This is a genomic window from Aeromonas sp. FDAARGOS 1419, from assembly GCF_019047045.1.
Lineage (GTDB): Bacteria > Pseudomonadota > Gammaproteobacteria > Enterobacterales > Aeromonadaceae > Aeromonas > Aeromonas veronii.
In genome coordinates this window covers 2831797-2846063 of record NZ_CP077209.1, presented here as the reverse complement: position 1 = coordinate 2846063, position 14267 = coordinate 2831797, and the positions used below count along the sequence as shown (strand labels likewise).

Here is a 14267-nt window from a genome sequence, read left to right as displayed (position 1 = left end):
TATTGAGTAGGGTAAAGGGGCTAAGAACAACTCAGCCCCTTTTTTTCGCTTCTGCTTCTGCCGGATGGGGAAACGATGATATCGACTCGGGGGGCCTGGTCGATACAAAACCGGAGTGTCATGTTGGTGCCAATCGCAGTGCCATCTGGACTAAGAGCCGCTAACAAAACCGTTCAACAAAGCGTAGGCAGATAACGGCGCAAGCCAGCGTCAACAAGGCGAGATGGATATCCAACCGTCGCTCGAAACGTATTCGTAGCTTCCCAAAGCCTGCTAGCCAACCATGAGTGCGTTCTACAACCCAGCGATGACAACCCAATCGCTCATTGCTATCGATGCCTCGCCGGGCAATACGAACCTTGATACCCCGTCGCCTCAGATAATCTCGACAACGGCGAAAATCATACCCTTTGTCTGCGTGTAGCTTGTCAGGTCGACATCGTGGTCGCCCTCTCTTACCTGCTAACGCCGGAAGTGCATCCAACAAGGGCTCAAACATTATCGAGTCATGGCGATTGGCGCCTGATACAAGCACTGCGAGCGGTATGCCCTGACGGTCCACCACTATGTGTCGTTTACTGCCCAGCTTGCCTCTGTCTGTCGGGTTACGTCCTGTTTCCTGGCCCCCCGGGGGCTGGCTACGCTCGCGCCATCGAGGCTTGTTCTACTCCAGTCGATGTGGCCAGCTTGATGTAGCTGGCTCAGGAGCGCCACGTGAAGTCGCTGCCAGATGCCTTGAGCTTGCCAATCACGTAGGCGACGCCAGCACGTCATTCCGCTGCCAAAACCCAAAGACTGGGGTAAGTCCTCCCACGGGATCCCGGTAGTAAGGACAAACAGAATACCGTTGAGAACGGCATAGTCATCGAGGCGTGGACGGCCACCCCGTGGCGAAGGCTGGTGAGGTGGCAGAAGTGGCTGCAAGGACTTCCATAGCTGGTTACTGATGATTTTTCGTGTCATGCCGGCTATGTGGGGACTGGTATCGTTCGAATCAACTTAGTTTTGTTAGCGGCTATAAATCGCACAAATTGTCGATTGGCCGTAACGGTATGTTTTTCAAGAAAGGGTTCTGTTGCTGATAACAAGATATCGCCACTTGCAATATCGAATTGGCGATCCTGATTGGTGTCGATAAAGACAAGCATGCGCTGGGCGCCGGTTTGATTTGCGAGTACACAGCCTTCTTTTGTGGAGTTTCTGACAGGCATGGCAAGACATGCTGTAACGGGTTGCTGCTGTGTGATGGCTTGCCGTTGGCCGAAGATCAGGTGGTCCTGCAGGTTTCTTGTGTAGATGTCGCTGTCGGTAGATGTCAGCAGATTTGCCAATGACGGCAGTCCCAAGGTCAGCAGGATGGTTGTCAGGCTTGCAGATATTAAAAACTCAAGCAGGGTAAATCCATTTCGTGCCATAGCGTATGAGTCCTTGTTCAAAAGAGACTCTAAGCATAGCTATTGGATTGAAATGGATCCTTTTGTGCTCGTGTGTGTTTCGCGGTAGTTAACGCAGGTCATGGACATACAGCGCCACTTGCCTGGCTATGGGCACGCCCGGCAGGCATAACTGCAATCTCAATGCCCTTTTCACCGCTTACACAGAGTGAAAAGATGACCTCGCTGTCAGACGTAATGGTGCCATCAGGGGTGAAGCGCAGCGCCTGTGCATCTGCAGAAATGGCCATTTCTGCAGGAAACTCTGGACTGGCAGCAATAGTTGCTTCGTTACCATTAAGCTTCAGGTCGCCATTACTATCGATAAAGGCGAGTAGCCGGTTAGTTCCACGCTGATTGGCTGGGATGCAACCTTCTACTGCAATGTTATTACTCAGTGTCACGGTGGTCAGGCAGAGAGTAACCGTTTGCTGGTTAGAGATAGCCTGTTGTCTGGCATAGTTTAAGTGGTTGAGAAGACTTTTTTCCTGGGTCGCCAAATTATTGCTGCCAAGCAGGTTAGAGAGGGAAGGAATACCAATCCCCAAGAGAATGACGCCCAGCGCAATGGCTATCATCAACTCCATCAGGGTAAATCCGGCGTTTTTCATATCTGCGAAGGCCTGTCGTTCCGTGACTATCTACAGCTTATCCTTCCCGCAGGTTGCTGTCACACGGTTACGCCTGTCTTGAACTGGCAGATTGCCCCCCTTTTCTTTATCATTCCCCATCATTTTCGAATTCAAGATGCATCGCCATGGCAAAAGCCCTCTCTCTGATGCTTGCCCAGTTGAATCTGACGGTAGGCGCCATCGAAGATAACACTGACAAAGTGCTCGCTGCGGCGGCTCAGGCCGAACAGCAAGGCGCTGATCTGCTGGTCTGTTCCGAGCTGGCCCTGACCGGCTATCCACCGGAAGATCTGCTGCTGCGTGCCGATCTGATGATCCGGGTTGAGGCCGCGCTGGCTCGTGTTGCCGAATGGCAGGGCAACTGTGCCATTTTGGTGGGGCATCCCTGGCGTAAAGGAGAGGCGCTCTACAACGCGGCCTCACTCTATGAGCAGGGCAAGCTGATTGCCCGTTACTTCAAGCAGGACTTGCCCAACTACGGCGTGTTTGATGAGAAGCGCTACTTCACCGCTGCAAGCGAGACCTGCGTGGTGCCGTTCCGTGGTCACCAGCTGGGGCTGCTCATATGTGAAGATCTGTGGCAGCCGGGTCCGGCGCTGGCCGCCAAGGCGGCAGGGGCCGAACTGCTGCTCACCATCAACGCCTCGCCCTATGATCAGGAGAAACCCTGGATCCGCCGCGAGCTGATGGCCGAACGCTGCGATCAGACCGGTCTGCCGCTGGTCTACCTCAATCAGGTCTGCGGTCAGGACGAGCTGATTTTCGACGGCTGCTCCAAGGTGTTCAGCAGCCAGGGCGAGCTGACGCACAAGCTGGCCCCGTTTGCCGAAGAGCTGGCGCTGGTACGTTTTGCTGATGGCCAGCCGGTGAAGGAGCGGGAACCCGCTGCGCCGCTGGAGCCGTTGGCCGAGACCTATCAGGCGCTGGTGCTGGCAGTGCGCGACTACGTTACCAAGAACGGTTTCCACGGCGCTGTGCTGGGTCTCTCCGGTGGCATCGACTCGGCGCTGACGTTGGCCATCGCGGCAGATGCCATCGGGGCCGACAAGGTGCAGGCGGTGATGATGCCGTTCCGCTACACAGCACAGATGAGTGTGGAAGATGCCAAGGAGCAGGCCGAGCGGATGGGGGTTGAGTTCAACATCATCTCCATCGAGCCGATGTTCGAAGGATTTATGACCCAGCTGGCGCCGTTGTTTGAAGGTACCGCCCGCGATACCACCGAAGAGAACCTGCAGGCCCGCTGCCGCGGTGTGTTGCTGATGGCGCTCTCCAACAAACGTCGTCGTATCGTGCTGACTACCGGCAACAAGAGCGAAATGGCGGTCGGTTATGCCACGCTGTACGGTGACATGGCGGGCGGTTTCGACGTACTGAAAGATGTGCCCAAGACGCTGGTCTTCAAGCTGTGCGAATATCGCAACTCGGTGGACTACGTGATCCCGCAGCGGGTTATCGACCGTCCTCCTTCAGCGGAGCTGGCGCCGGATCAGGTGGATCAGGACAGCCTGCCGCCATACGAAATCCTCGATGCCATCCTCAAGCGTTATGTGGAAGAGGATGCGTCCGTGGCCGACATGGTGGCAGAAGGGTTCGAGGAAGCGGTAGTGCGCAAGGTGATCCGGCTGGTGGATCTCAATGAATACAAGCGCCGTCAGGCGGCGGTCGGGCCCCGCATCACGGCTCGCAACTTTGGTAAGGATCGCCGTTACCCCATTACATCCGGGTTCGGCAAACAGAACTGGTAAGGAGTCACCATGAAGAAGATTGAAGCCATCATCAAACCGTTCAAGCTGGACGATGTGCGCGAGGCCTTGGCCGAGATCGGCATCAACGGCATGACCGTATCTGAAGTCAAAGGCTTCGGCCGCCAGAAGGGCCATACCGAGCTCTATCGCGGCGCCGAATATATGGTCGACTTCCTGCCGAAAGTGAAGGTGGAGCTGGTGGTGCAGGACGAGGATCTCGATGCCTGTCTGGAAGCGATCCAGAACACCGCCCGTACCGGCAAGATTGGTGATGGCAAGATCTTCGTCTGCGAGGTGGAGCGTGTCATTCGTATCCGTACCGGCGAAGAGAACGAAGACGCGATCTGACCTTGGCTATCTCTTTACCTGACCAGAGGCGTGAAGTGTGGCCTCATTTGATGGGGTGGATGCGCTTCGTGGTGGTCGCCAGCCTGTTGGCGGGCCTGACTGCTTGCAGTACCCGTCCACCGGCCCAGCCGGAGAATCTGTGCCAGATCTTTCGCGAGAAGCCTGACTGGCACAAGGCCGCGCTCAAGATGAACGAAAAGTGGGGGACGCCGATCCATGTGGTGATGGCCATGATGTATCAGGAGTCCTCTTACGTACATGATGCCCAGCCGCCGATGCAGTATTTCCTCTTCATCCCGACCGGGCGGGCCAGTTCGGCTTATGGTTATGCTCAGGTCAAAGATGAAACCTGGGCCGATTACCAGCGAGAAACCGGCAACAGCTGGAGTGACCGCGATGATTTTGCCGACGCCATCGATTTTATGGGTTGGTACACTAACAAAGCCCAGCGGCTAAATGGCACCTCCAAGTGGGATGCCTATGGCCAGTACCTCAACTATCACGAAGGGTGGGGTGGCTACCGGCGTGGCAGCTATCGCAGCAAGGGGTGGTTGATGAAGACCTCTCGCAAGGTGGAAGCTCGCGCCCAGCGCTACGGCGCCCAGTACCGTCAATGCAAGGATCAGCTCTCCCGCGGGGGCTGGTTCTGGTAACCAAATCAGGAGTCAGAAATGCCGTTATTGGACAGTTTTACCGTTGACCACACCCGTATGGAAGCGCCAGCGGTGCGTGTGGCCAAGACCATGCAGACCCCGAACAAGGACACTATTACCGTGTTCGACCTGCGTTTCTGTGTGCCTAACCAGGAGATCCTCTCCGAGCGCGGTATCCATACGCTGGAGCACCTGTTCGCTGGATTTATGCGTGATCACCTGAACGGCAACGGCGTGGAGATCATCGACATCTCCCCCATGGGTTGCCGTACCGGCTTCTACATGAGCCTGATCGGCGCGCCGGACGAAGCCCGTGTTGGCGCAGCTTGGCAGGCAGCCATGAGCGACGTGCTGACCGTGCAGGATCAGGCCAAGATCCCCGAGCTGAACGAGTATCAGTGCGGCACCTACAGCATGCACTCGCTGGAAGAGGCGCACGCCATCGCCCGTCATGTGCTGGAGCGCGGTATCGGCGTTAACCACAACGACGAGCTGGCCCTGCCGGAAGAGAAGCTGAAGAGTCTGTGAGGCGGATGAGCTGTTGCTCATCGGATAACCTCTTCAGGGAATGTTAAAAGAGCCGGTCAGCCATGCTGACCGGCGCTTTTTTATTCCGCCCGATCGCGGTTATGGGGATGACTTGCTCCCCTTGCCGACTCTGATTAGGATGGTTTTTGACCTGAACCTGATGGAGGCGGTGTGACGATGAAGGGGATATTGCTGCGTTGGCTGGCCCGTTATGACGCGTGGTGCGAGGAGTGGGGCCTCACCCAGGAGAACCGGCGCTGCTGTACGCCGGTTCGTTATGATGATGATTCAAGCAAAGAGCGAGCTTGCGCAGAAGAGGCTGAGCTCAATCAAAATTGCGGGTCACAGCGCCGGTAACGCTGTTGTACTCGAAGCCGAGGCCGTTGGGGTGAGCCGGGAAGCGGCCGATAGAATCGCGAAGAATATAGGTGCAATTCCTATGGGTTTGACCATGCTCGTCGGTTTTGTAATTGCTGCTGACTGTTGATATGTAGTCTGCTTTGTCGATCAGAGCTTGGTTTTCATTGCTGGCTGCAACTGTGTATTCAGTTTCGAGTAACTCCTTGAAGACAAGCTTGCAGTCATCATTTCCAGAAATAGAAATGTAGTCTGATGGCAGTTTGCTCAAATCATACGTCTCGTTTATGCCTTTTCCGCTGCCCTCTTCAGAGCCCACCGGCCAGCCATAGAGATTGATGTCCATATTCTTGGCGCCAAAGCTTCCCAGATTATATAGAGCGAGTGCCTGTCCTTGTGTGGCTACCGCCCAGCCTGCATGAGCCAGCTGAACTGCGCTGGCAAAGCTGCCTGCGGTCGCCGAGACCGTGCTTTTCAGGGCATCATCCTTGATATTGATAAAGCGGGGTAGGGCGGTGACAGCCAGGATCCCTAGCACTATGATCACCAGCACCAGTTCAATCAGGGTAAAGCCGTTGTTTCTGTTGTTCATCATGTTCAATGACCCATTAAATACCGCAAACAGGTGTGAGTGATATGCAGCTGATAGATACCCATTGCCATCTCGACTTTCCGGTGTTTGACCAGGGCAGGGAGGCACTGCTGGCCCGTTGTCGGGCATTGGGGGTGACGGAGTATATCATTCCTGCCATCGCAGAAGATAATTGGACTCGTGTGATGGCACTGGCAGAGCAACATGACGGCCTCTTTTATGGTCTGGGCGTTCATCCCTGGTATGCCGGTAAGCAGCGGGAGGGGGTGATGGAGCGGTTGCGAACGCTGGTGATGAGCCAGCCTGCTGGGCTGGTGGCCATTGGCGAGTGTGGGCTGGACCTCCGTTCACACGTGCCTCAGGAGGGGCAGCTTGCGCTGTTTGAGGCTCAGATCCGGCTGGCTGCCGATGTCGGGCTTCCCCTGATGATCCACTCGGTGCGTGCCAATGACACTGTGGCCAAGCTGTTGCGCCGTTTCAAGCCGCCTCGTGGCGGGGTGATCCATGCTTTCAGCGGTTCGTTGCAGCAGGCGGAGGCTTTCTGGCAACTGGGCTTTCGACTCGGGGTGGGCGGGGTGATCAGTTTTGAACGGGCGAACAAGACGCGAGAGGTATTTCGGGCCATGCCGCTCGAGGCTCTGGTGCTGGAAACCGATTCGCCCGATATGCCCTTACAAGGTGAGCAAGGCACCCGGAATACCCCGGAAGCGCTGCCGAAAATAGCGGAAATATTGATGACATTGCGGGATGAACCATCGGCAGATGTTGCCAAGGTGTTATTTGAAACTGCCCGGCATATTTTCCATCACGACCAATAGCCATGAAACAAATTCGCAACACCTGATTTAGTTGTCAGGAAAAAAAATGAGCGTAAAAATCGTTTGCTGTCTAATTTTGTGACACTTGGACATTTTGATAACGATAAAATGTGACCAGCATTCTATTTTATCGGACTTTAATTAGTATAATGCGCTCCCCTTGATTAGTTGGGTTTAATAACAACTCGCTAACAAGCCAGGTGCTACTAGAGGAAGATAATAATGAATTTGTTCATGGGTCTGGTAGGGATGGCGACGCTCGTCCTTATCGCGGTGCTGTTCTCCAGCAATCGCAAGGCAATCAACGTCCGTACCGTTGTCGGTGCGTTCGCAATTCAAGCCGGTCTGGGGGCTTTTGTTCTCTATGTTCCGGTTGGTCGCGATATCCTGGTCGGCGTGTCCGACGCGGTATCCAGCGTGATCAGCTACGGCCAGAACGGGATCGACTTCCTGTTTGGCGGTCTGGTCAGCAACAAGATGTTTGAAGTGTTCGGTGGCGGCGGCTTTGTCTTTGCCTTCCGTGTTCTGCCGGTCATCATCTTCTTCTCTTCCCTGATTGCAGTGCTCTACTACCTGGGCATCATGCAGATGGTCATCAAGTTGCTGGGCGGCGGTCTGCAGAAAGTACTGGGTACTTCCCGCACCGAATCCCTCTCTGCAACTGCCAACATCTTCGTAGGTCAGACCGAAGCGCCACTGGTGGTTCGTCCTTACATCGCCAAGATGACTGACTCCGAGCTGTTCGCCGTCATGTGTGGTGGTCTGGCTTCCGTTGCCGGTTCCGTACTGGCCGGTTACGCCTCCATGGGCGTGAAGATGGAGTACCTGATTGCTGCCTCCTTCATGGCTGCACCGGGTGGTCTGCTGTTCGCCAAGCTGCTGGTTCCCGAGACCGAGACCCCGAACTACGACGAAAGCTCTGCCGATGCCGAGCTGGATGACAAGCCTGCCAACGTCATTGACGCTGCTGCAGCTGGCGCTTCTGCCGGTATGCAACTGGCCCTGAACGTCGGCGCCATGCTGCTGGCCTTCATCGGTCTGATCGCCATGATCAACGGCATCTTCTCCGGTGTGGGTGGCTGGTTCGGTTATCCGCAACTCTCTCTGGAGCTGCTGCTGGGCTGGATCTTCTCCCCGCTGGCCTTCCTGATCGGTGTGCCCTGGAATGAAGCAGTGGTTGCCGGTTCCTTCATCGGTCAGAAGCTGGTAGTGAACGAGTTCGTGGCTTACCTGAACTTCGCTCCGTACCTGAAAGACGAAGTGCTGATCAACGGTGTGGCCATGTCCGATCACACCAAGGCGATCATCTCCTTCGCGCTGTGTGGTTTTGCCAACCTCTCCTCTGTTGCCATCCTGCTGGGTGGTCTGGGGTCCATGGCGCCGAACCGCCGCGGCACCATTGCACGCTTTGGTCTGAAAGCCGTACTGGCTGGCTCTCTGTCCAACCTGATGTCTGCCACTATCGCAGGCTTCTTCCTGGCACTGTCCGGCATGTAATCGCCGTCTGACTGACAGGGTATAAACACGAACGCCACGGCATCTGCCGTGGCGTTCGCGTATGGAGCGGTGACAACCGTTTTCCTATCTAAACTAATAATAAAATGAGTCAAATCGGAGGTTATATGAATGAAGTGCTACTGGCGATGGTGGCCGGCTTTATAGTTGGTTTGTTGTTTTCTTTCCTCAAATTGCCGATCCCGGCGCCTCCCGTTTTATCCGGGGTAATGGGGATCGTCGGGGTCTATCTGGGGGGATTGGCCTACTCCTGGATCCTGACCCGTTTCTTTTCGTAAGGCTTTTTTAGACCTGGATTTGCCAGATGTGAGGTACCTCTGAAATTGGCAAATCCGGCTTGCAAACAGGGGGTATCTCGGCTGAAATAGGCGTTGCCAGCAGGGTGCTGGCAATGACTAATACTCGATGAAATCGGGTGTTGGCGGTCAAATGGAATTGATTGGGAAGTCGGGTCAGATGCTGTCGGCCTTTCTCAAGTCTTCATGGAACCAAGTCCGCACTTTTGTAAGAAAGTGACAGGGCTCTTGCCTTATTTACAGTCGCAGTGCCTGCAGGGTGTTTTGAATAACATCCCGATAGTGCCGGTGCCTTCGCACTGTAATTCCATTCCCGTATAGCTGGGGATTACTGCCTGTGCATCCATCGCTGGATGGTATGGTGGTGCCCGGTTATCTGGATTAAATCGAGACTTTGGAGAACAGAATGACTGATCTGAAAGTGGCCGCTCAGCGCGCCCTGAACCTGATGGACCTGACCACCCTGAACGATGACGACACCGATCAGAAGGTGATCGACCTGTGCCACAAGGCCAAGTCACCGGCTGGCCTGACCGCCGCCGTCTGCATCTACCCCCGTTTTATCCCTATCGCTCGCAAAACCCTGCGTGAGATCGGCGCAGCCGACGTACGTATTGCGACCGTGACCAACTTCCCGCACGGCAACGACGACATCGAGATCGCCGTGGCCGAGACCCGTGCCGCTGTCGCCTACGGTGCTGGCGAAGTGGACGTGGTGTTCCCGTATCGCGCCTTCATGGCTGGCAATGAACAGATCGGTTTTGATCTGGTCAAAGCCTGTAAAGAGGCCTGCGGTGCCAACGTGCTGCTGAAAGTGATCATCGAGACCGGCGAGCTGAAAGAAGAGGCGCTGATCCGTCGCGCTTCCGAAATCTGTATCGATGCCGGTGCCGACTTCATCAAGACCTCCACCGGCAAGGTGCCGGTCAATGCGACCCCAGAAGCGGCCCGCATCATGATGGAAGTGATCAAGGCCAAGAATCCGAAAGTCGGCTTCAAGCCTGCCGGTGGCGTGAAAGATGCCGCCGTTGCCGGTCAGTACCTGGCCATGGCCGAAGAGATCCTCGGCAACGACTGGGTATCCGCCCGTACCTTCCGCTTTGGTGCATCCAGCCTGCTGGCCAGTCTGCTGGCCACTCTGGGGCATGGCGACAAGCCGGCCAACACCAGCGGTTACTAATAGGTTGATGAGAGGGCGGACAGCAGTCCGCCCTGTTAGCCCCCACCATGCGGTGTGCGGGCAAGGATTCAGGCTTGTGTAACGCCAGCAATGGCGGAGGGAATGAAAGATGTTTTTGCCTCAAGAAATTATTCGCAAGAAGCGCAACGGTGAAGCGCTCAGTACCCAAGAAATTCAATTCTTCGTTCAGGGCATTACCAACAACACCATCGGCGAAGGGCAGATCGCCGCGCTGGCGATGGCGGTTTACTTCAAAGACATGACCATGGATGAGCGGGTCGCCCTGACCTGCGCCATGCGCGACTCCGGCATGGTGCTGACCTGGGATCACCTCAATCTGGGTGGCCCGATTGTCGACAAGCACTCCACCGGCGGTGTGGGTGACGTTGTATCCCTGATGCTTGGCCCGATGGTCGCTGCGTGTGGCGGTTTCGTGCCGATGATCTCCGGTCGTGGCCTGGGCCACACTGGCGGCACCCTCGACAAGCTGGATGCCATTCCCGGCTACCAGACCTCGGTCGACAACGACCGTTTCCTGAAAGTGGTGAAAGAGGCGGGTGTCGCCATCATCGGCCAGACCGGCGATCTTGCCCCCGCTGACAAGCGTATCTATGCAGTACGGGACATCACCGCCACCGTCGAATCTGTCGCCATGATCACCGGCTCCATCCTCTCCAAGAAGCTCGCCTCCGGGCTCGAAGCGCTGGTGATGGATGTGAAAGTGGGCTCCGGCGCCTTTATGCCGACCTTCGAAGCGTCTGAAGAGCTAGCCAAGAGCATTGTGGCCGTGGCCAACGGTGCCGGTTGCCGTACCTCTGCGCTCTTGACCGATATGAACCAGGTGCTGGCCTCCAGCGCCGGTAACGCGGTGGAAGTGCGTGAAGCGGTGCGCTACCTGACCGGTGAATATCGCAACCCGCGGATCCACGAAGTGACCATGGCGCTGTGCGCCGAGATGCTGATCTCTGCAGGCTTGGCCAGCGACGAGCGCGATGCCCGCGCCAAGCTGCAGGCGGTGCTGGATAACGGCAAGGCGGCCGAGATCTTCGGTCGCATGGTGACAGGTCTCGGTGGCCCGGCTGATTTTATGGAGCGTTACGACGCTTACCTGCCCAAAGCCGCCATCGTACGTCCGGTATTCGCGGCCAACAGTGGCTTCGTGACCGCCATGGATACCCGCGAGCTGGGTCTGGCCGTGGTGGCGATGGGCGGTGGTCGCCGTGCTGCCGGTGACAAACTTGATTATGCGGTCGGTCTGACCGACTTTATCCGCTTGGGTCAAAGCGTCGATGCTGACAAGCCGATCGCGATGATCCACGCTCAGACTGAAGAGCAATATGCTCAGGCTGCCAGCATGGTGCAGGCGGCTGTCCGGATTGGTGGCGAGCGGCCGGAAGCACTGCCTGAAGTGTACCGCCGTATCACCCTGGCCGATTTGTAACAAGGGGAAGACCCATGAAACGAACCTTTATTCTGATGATGGACTCTTTCGGTATTGGCGCAGCTGCCGACGCCGACAAGTTCGGAGATGTGGGCGCCAACACCCTTGGCCATATCGCCAAGGCGTGTGCGGCAGGTGAAATTGAAGGCCGTGGCGCCCTCAATCTGCCGAACCTCAACAAGCTGGGTCTGGGCCACGCCTGCGAGCAGGCCTCCGGCTACTTCCCGGAAGGGCTGAAGAAAGATATCGAGGTGGTCGGTGCCTACGGCTTTGCGCAGGAGCTCTCCTCCGGCAAGGACACCCCGTCCGGTCACTGGGAGATCGCTGGTGTGCCCGTGCTGTTCGAGTGGGGCTACTTCAAGGATCACCACAACAGCTTCCCGCAGGAGCTGCTGGACGCCATCGTCGAGAAGGCTGGTCTGCCTGGCTATCTGGGCAACTGCCACGCCTCCGGTACCCAAGTGCTGGACGATCTGGGCGAAGAGCATATGCGGACCGGCAAGCCGATCCTCTACACCTCTGCCGACTCCGTATTCCAGATTGCCTGCCACGAAGAGACCTATGGCCTCGAGAAGCTCTATGAGCTGTGCCACATCGTGCGCGAGTTGCTGGAGCCCTACAATATCGGCCGCGTGATTGCGCGTCCGTTCGTGGGTACTGGCAAGGGCAACTTCAAGCGTACCGGCAACCGTCACGACTACTCAGTGCTGCCGCCGGCGCCGACCGTGCTGGATTACATGAAAGATGCGGGTGGTCAGGTGGTCTCCATCGGCAAGATCGCCGACATCTATGCCCAGCAGGGCATCACCAAGCAGGTGAAAGGGACCGGTCTGACCGAGCTGTGGGATCGCACGCTGGAAGAGGTGAAAGCTGCCGGTGACAACACCATCGTCTTCACCAACTTTGTGGACTTCGACTCCTCCTACGGCCACCGCCGTGATGTTGCCGGTTATGCCGGTGCACTGGAGTATTTCGATTCCCGCCTGCCGGAGCTGTTTGAGCTGCTGCAAGATGGCGACGTGGTGGTGCTGACTGCCGACCACGGCTGCGACCCGACCTGGGGTGGCACCGACCACACCCGCGAGTACATCCCGGTACTGTTCTACGGCAAGCCGGTCAAGGCCGGCTCCGTCGGTCGTCGCGAGACCTTTGCCGATATCGGCCAGAGCATCGCGGCTTACCACGGTCTGCCGAAACTGGCGTACGGTACCAGCTTCCTGTAATTTACCCGCCCGCCACTTCGGCGGCGGGCAATTTATAAAACAATAAAACTCAACCCAAGTGTGAAGGAATCAAGAGAATGGCAACACCTCATATCAATGCGAAAGATGGCGCCTTTGCTGATACCGTGCTGATGCCGGGCGACCCCCTGCGCGCCAAGTACATCGCTGAAACTTTCCTGGAGAACGTCGAGCAGATCTGCGACGTGCGCAACATGTTCGGCTTTACCGGTACCTACAAGGGCCGTCGTATCTCCGTCATGGGTCACGGCATGGGTATCCCGTCCTGCTCCATCTACGCAAAAGAGCTGATCACCGATTACGGTGTGAAGACCCTGATCCGTGTGGGCTCCTGTGGCGCTGTGCGTGAAGACGTGAAACTGCGTGACGTGGTGATCGGTATGGGTGCCTGCACCGATTCCAAAGTAAACCGTCTGCGCTTCAAGGATCACGACTTCGCTGCCATCGCCGACTTCGACCTGGTTGCCAATGCGGTACAGGCCGCCAAAAACAAGGGCGTTGCCGTGCGCGTGGGTAACATCTTCTCCGCCGACCTGTTCTACACTCCGGACCCCTCCATGTTCGACGTCATGGAAAAATACGGCATCCTGGGTGTCGAGATGGAAGCCGCCGGTATCTACGGCGTGGCCGCAGAATACGGTGCCAAGGCGCTGACTATCTGCACCGTCTCCGACCATATCCGTACCGGTGAGCAGACCACCTCTGAAGAGCGTCAGCTGACCTTCAACGACATGATCGAGATCGCACTGGATTCCGTCCTGCTGGGCGACAAGTAATTCCCTTGCGAATAAGAAACGGCGGCCTTCTGGCCGCCGTTTTTGTATCTGCTCACTGGTTGCGCCATCAGTTTTCCGGTGGCGGCGCGGGGGGCGTACTCTTTTTCTTGTGCTTGCGCACCCGCATGTAGTTGCGGCGCACGCCGTAGGAGATGAGCACCCCGGCCAGCAGGGCGACCAGCAGCATCAGGCGCTGTTTCTCCTGCACCACCTTGAGCCGGGTGTCCTTGTCTGCCAGCATCTGCTGTTCTTCCAGGGTGATGCGCAGGAAGCCGATGGTCTGCTCGCCATCTCGGATCTCCTGCACGAACTGGATCCGCCCCTTGCCCTGCTCCGGCAGCGACTTGTTATCGCTGCCGATGGGCAGCAGGCTCTCCAGCGGCACCGCCTGCTCAGATTGGGCGAGGGGAATGCCGCGTCCGTCGTAGAGGGTGGCATCGAGGATCTCCGGCTCGGCTGCCAGATCCCGCGCCAGCCGCTCCAGCTCGCTGCTCTTCTCCTCCTTGATCCAGCGTTTCATGTCTCGGGCAGCATAGGCGACCAGCGCCTGCGCCCGGTTGCGCGCTTCGCTGTGCAGTGAGGCCTGGCTTTCACCCTGCATATGAATGAGCACACCAAGCACCCAGCATCCGAGCAGGATACCGGCACCCAGGCTGAGAACACGTTTGATGGGAAGATGACGCTGCAAGCGTGAGACCTCATGGTAACA

At 56.9% G+C, this 14267-nt stretch carries 17 protein-coding genes; 12 read left to right on the top strand and 5 right to left on the bottom strand.

From position 1 onward, the window contains the following. Window positions 1-160 precede the first annotated feature (160 nt). The 3 genes from I6L49_RS12785 to I6L49_RS12775 all read right to left on the bottom strand — a co-directional run bounded on the left by I6L49_RS12785 (window position 161) and on the right by I6L49_RS12775 (window position 2044). Window positions 161-963, bottom strand: a protein-coding gene (locus I6L49_RS12785) for an IS5 family transposase (RefSeq protein WP_216949514.1) whose coding sequence is annotated in 2 segments (ribosomal slippage) — window positions 161-636 and window positions 636-963 — 804 coding nt in all. Because the reading frame shifts where the segments join, the coding sequence is not laid out codon by codon here. 5 nt (window positions 964-968) lie between these two features. Next, window positions 969-1415 carry a prepilin-type N-terminal cleavage/methylation domain-containing protein gene (locus I6L49_RS12780; protein ID WP_254127474.1) on the bottom strand — a complete coding sequence of 149 codons (447 nt, stop codon included), beginning with the start codon at window positions 1413-1415 and terminating at the stop codon, window positions 969-971. A 98-nt stretch (window positions 1416-1513) separates the two neighbouring features. Further along, window positions 1514-2044: a GspH/FimT family pseudopilin gene (locus tag I6L49_RS12775; RefSeq protein ID WP_139462216.1), complete on the bottom strand. Its 531-nt coding sequence runs from the start codon at window positions 2042-2044 to the stop codon at window positions 1514-1516. A gap of 146 nt (window positions 2045-2190) precedes the next feature. Here I6L49_RS12775 and I6L49_RS12770 point away from each other — a divergent pair, with 146 nt between their 5' ends. From I6L49_RS12770 to I6L49_RS21140, 5 genes are all read left to right on the top strand, one after another. After that, a complete protein-coding gene (locus I6L49_RS12770) occupies window positions 2191-3813 on the top strand; it encodes an NAD+ synthase (RefSeq protein WP_216949676.1) in 1623 nt (540 codons plus the stop codon). Window positions 3814-3822: 9 nt separating this feature from the next. After that, window positions 3823-4161: a nitrogen regulatory protein P-II gene (gene glnB / locus I6L49_RS12765; protein WP_005308848.1), complete on the top strand. Its 339-nt coding sequence runs from the start codon at window positions 3823-3825 to the stop codon at window positions 4159-4161. A gap of 59 nt (window positions 4162-4220) precedes the next feature. Next, the gene (locus I6L49_RS12760; protein WP_272502552.1) at window positions 4221-4814 is read left to right on the top strand and encodes a hypothetical protein; all 594 of its coding nucleotides are present in this window, start codon (window positions 4221-4223) and stop codon (window positions 4812-4814) included. An 18-nt stretch (window positions 4815-4832) separates the two neighbouring features. Continuing rightward, window positions 4833-5342 (top strand): S-ribosylhomocysteine lyase, encoded by a 510-nt coding sequence (gene luxS / locus I6L49_RS12755; protein ID WP_005340462.1) that lies wholly within the window; start codon window positions 4833-4835, stop codon window positions 5340-5342. A 177-nt stretch (window positions 5343-5519) separates the two neighbouring features. After that, the gene (locus I6L49_RS21140) at window positions 5520-5699 is read left to right on the top strand and encodes a DUF5363 family protein (RefSeq protein WP_216951649.1); all 180 of its coding nucleotides are present in this window, start codon (window positions 5520-5522) and stop codon (window positions 5697-5699) included. On the opposite strand, the gene I6L49_RS12745 is transcribed toward I6L49_RS21140, so the two are convergent. Continuing rightward, the gene (locus I6L49_RS12745) at window positions 5668-6294 is read right to left on the bottom strand and encodes a type II secretion system protein (protein ID WP_069529592.1); all 627 of its coding nucleotides are present in this window, start codon (window positions 6292-6294) and stop codon (window positions 5668-5670) included. The genes I6L49_RS21140 and I6L49_RS12745 overlap by 32 nt on opposite strands. 41 nt (window positions 6295-6335) lie before the next feature. Here I6L49_RS12745 and I6L49_RS12740 point away from each other — a divergent pair, with 41 nt between their 5' ends. The 7 genes from I6L49_RS12740 to deoD all read left to right on the top strand — a co-directional run bounded on the left by I6L49_RS12740 (window position 6336) and on the right by deoD (window position 13558). Continuing rightward, complete coding sequence (locus I6L49_RS12740; protein WP_216949675.1) at window positions 6336-7109, top strand: TatD family hydrolase; 774 nt, start codon at window positions 6336-6338, stop codon at window positions 7107-7109. Between the two features lie 222 nt (window positions 7110-7331). After that, window positions 7332-8606 (top strand): NupC/NupG family nucleoside CNT transporter, encoded by a 1275-nt coding sequence (locus tag I6L49_RS12735; protein WP_005340466.1) that lies wholly within the window; start codon window positions 7332-7334, stop codon window positions 8604-8606. Between the two features lie 125 nt (window positions 8607-8731). After that, window positions 8732-8902: a XapX domain-containing protein gene (locus I6L49_RS12730; protein ID WP_005340467.1), complete on the top strand. Its 171-nt coding sequence runs from the start codon at window positions 8732-8734 to the stop codon at window positions 8900-8902. A 424-nt stretch (window positions 8903-9326) separates the two neighbouring features. Continuing rightward, entirely contained in the window at window positions 9327-10100 is a 774-nt protein-coding gene (deoC, locus tag I6L49_RS12725) for a deoxyribose-phosphate aldolase (protein WP_216949674.1), read from the top strand. A gap of 109 nt (window positions 10101-10209) precedes the next feature. After that, window positions 10210-11541: a thymidine phosphorylase gene (gene deoA, locus I6L49_RS12720; RefSeq protein ID WP_005340469.1), complete on the top strand. Its 1332-nt coding sequence runs from the start codon at window positions 10210-10212 to the stop codon at window positions 11539-11541. A gap of 14 nt (window positions 11542-11555) precedes the next feature. Beyond that, window positions 11556-12764, top strand: a complete 1209-nt coding sequence (locus I6L49_RS12715) for a phosphopentomutase (RefSeq protein ID WP_216949673.1) — start codon at window positions 11556-11558, stop codon at window positions 12762-12764. A gap of 77 nt (window positions 12765-12841) precedes the next feature. Continuing rightward, window positions 12842-13558: a purine-nucleoside phosphorylase gene (gene deoD, locus I6L49_RS12710; RefSeq protein ID WP_005340471.1), complete on the top strand. Its 717-nt coding sequence runs from the start codon at window positions 12842-12844 to the stop codon at window positions 13556-13558. Between the two features lie 67 nt (window positions 13559-13625). On the opposite strand, the gene I6L49_RS12705 is transcribed toward deoD, so the two are convergent. Further along, on the bottom strand, window positions 13626-14246 hold the full coding sequence (locus I6L49_RS12705) for a YtjB family periplasmic protein (protein WP_005348965.1): 621 nt from the start codon (window positions 14244-14246) through the stop codon (window positions 13626-13628). Between the last annotated feature and the right edge of the window lie 21 nt (window positions 14247-14267).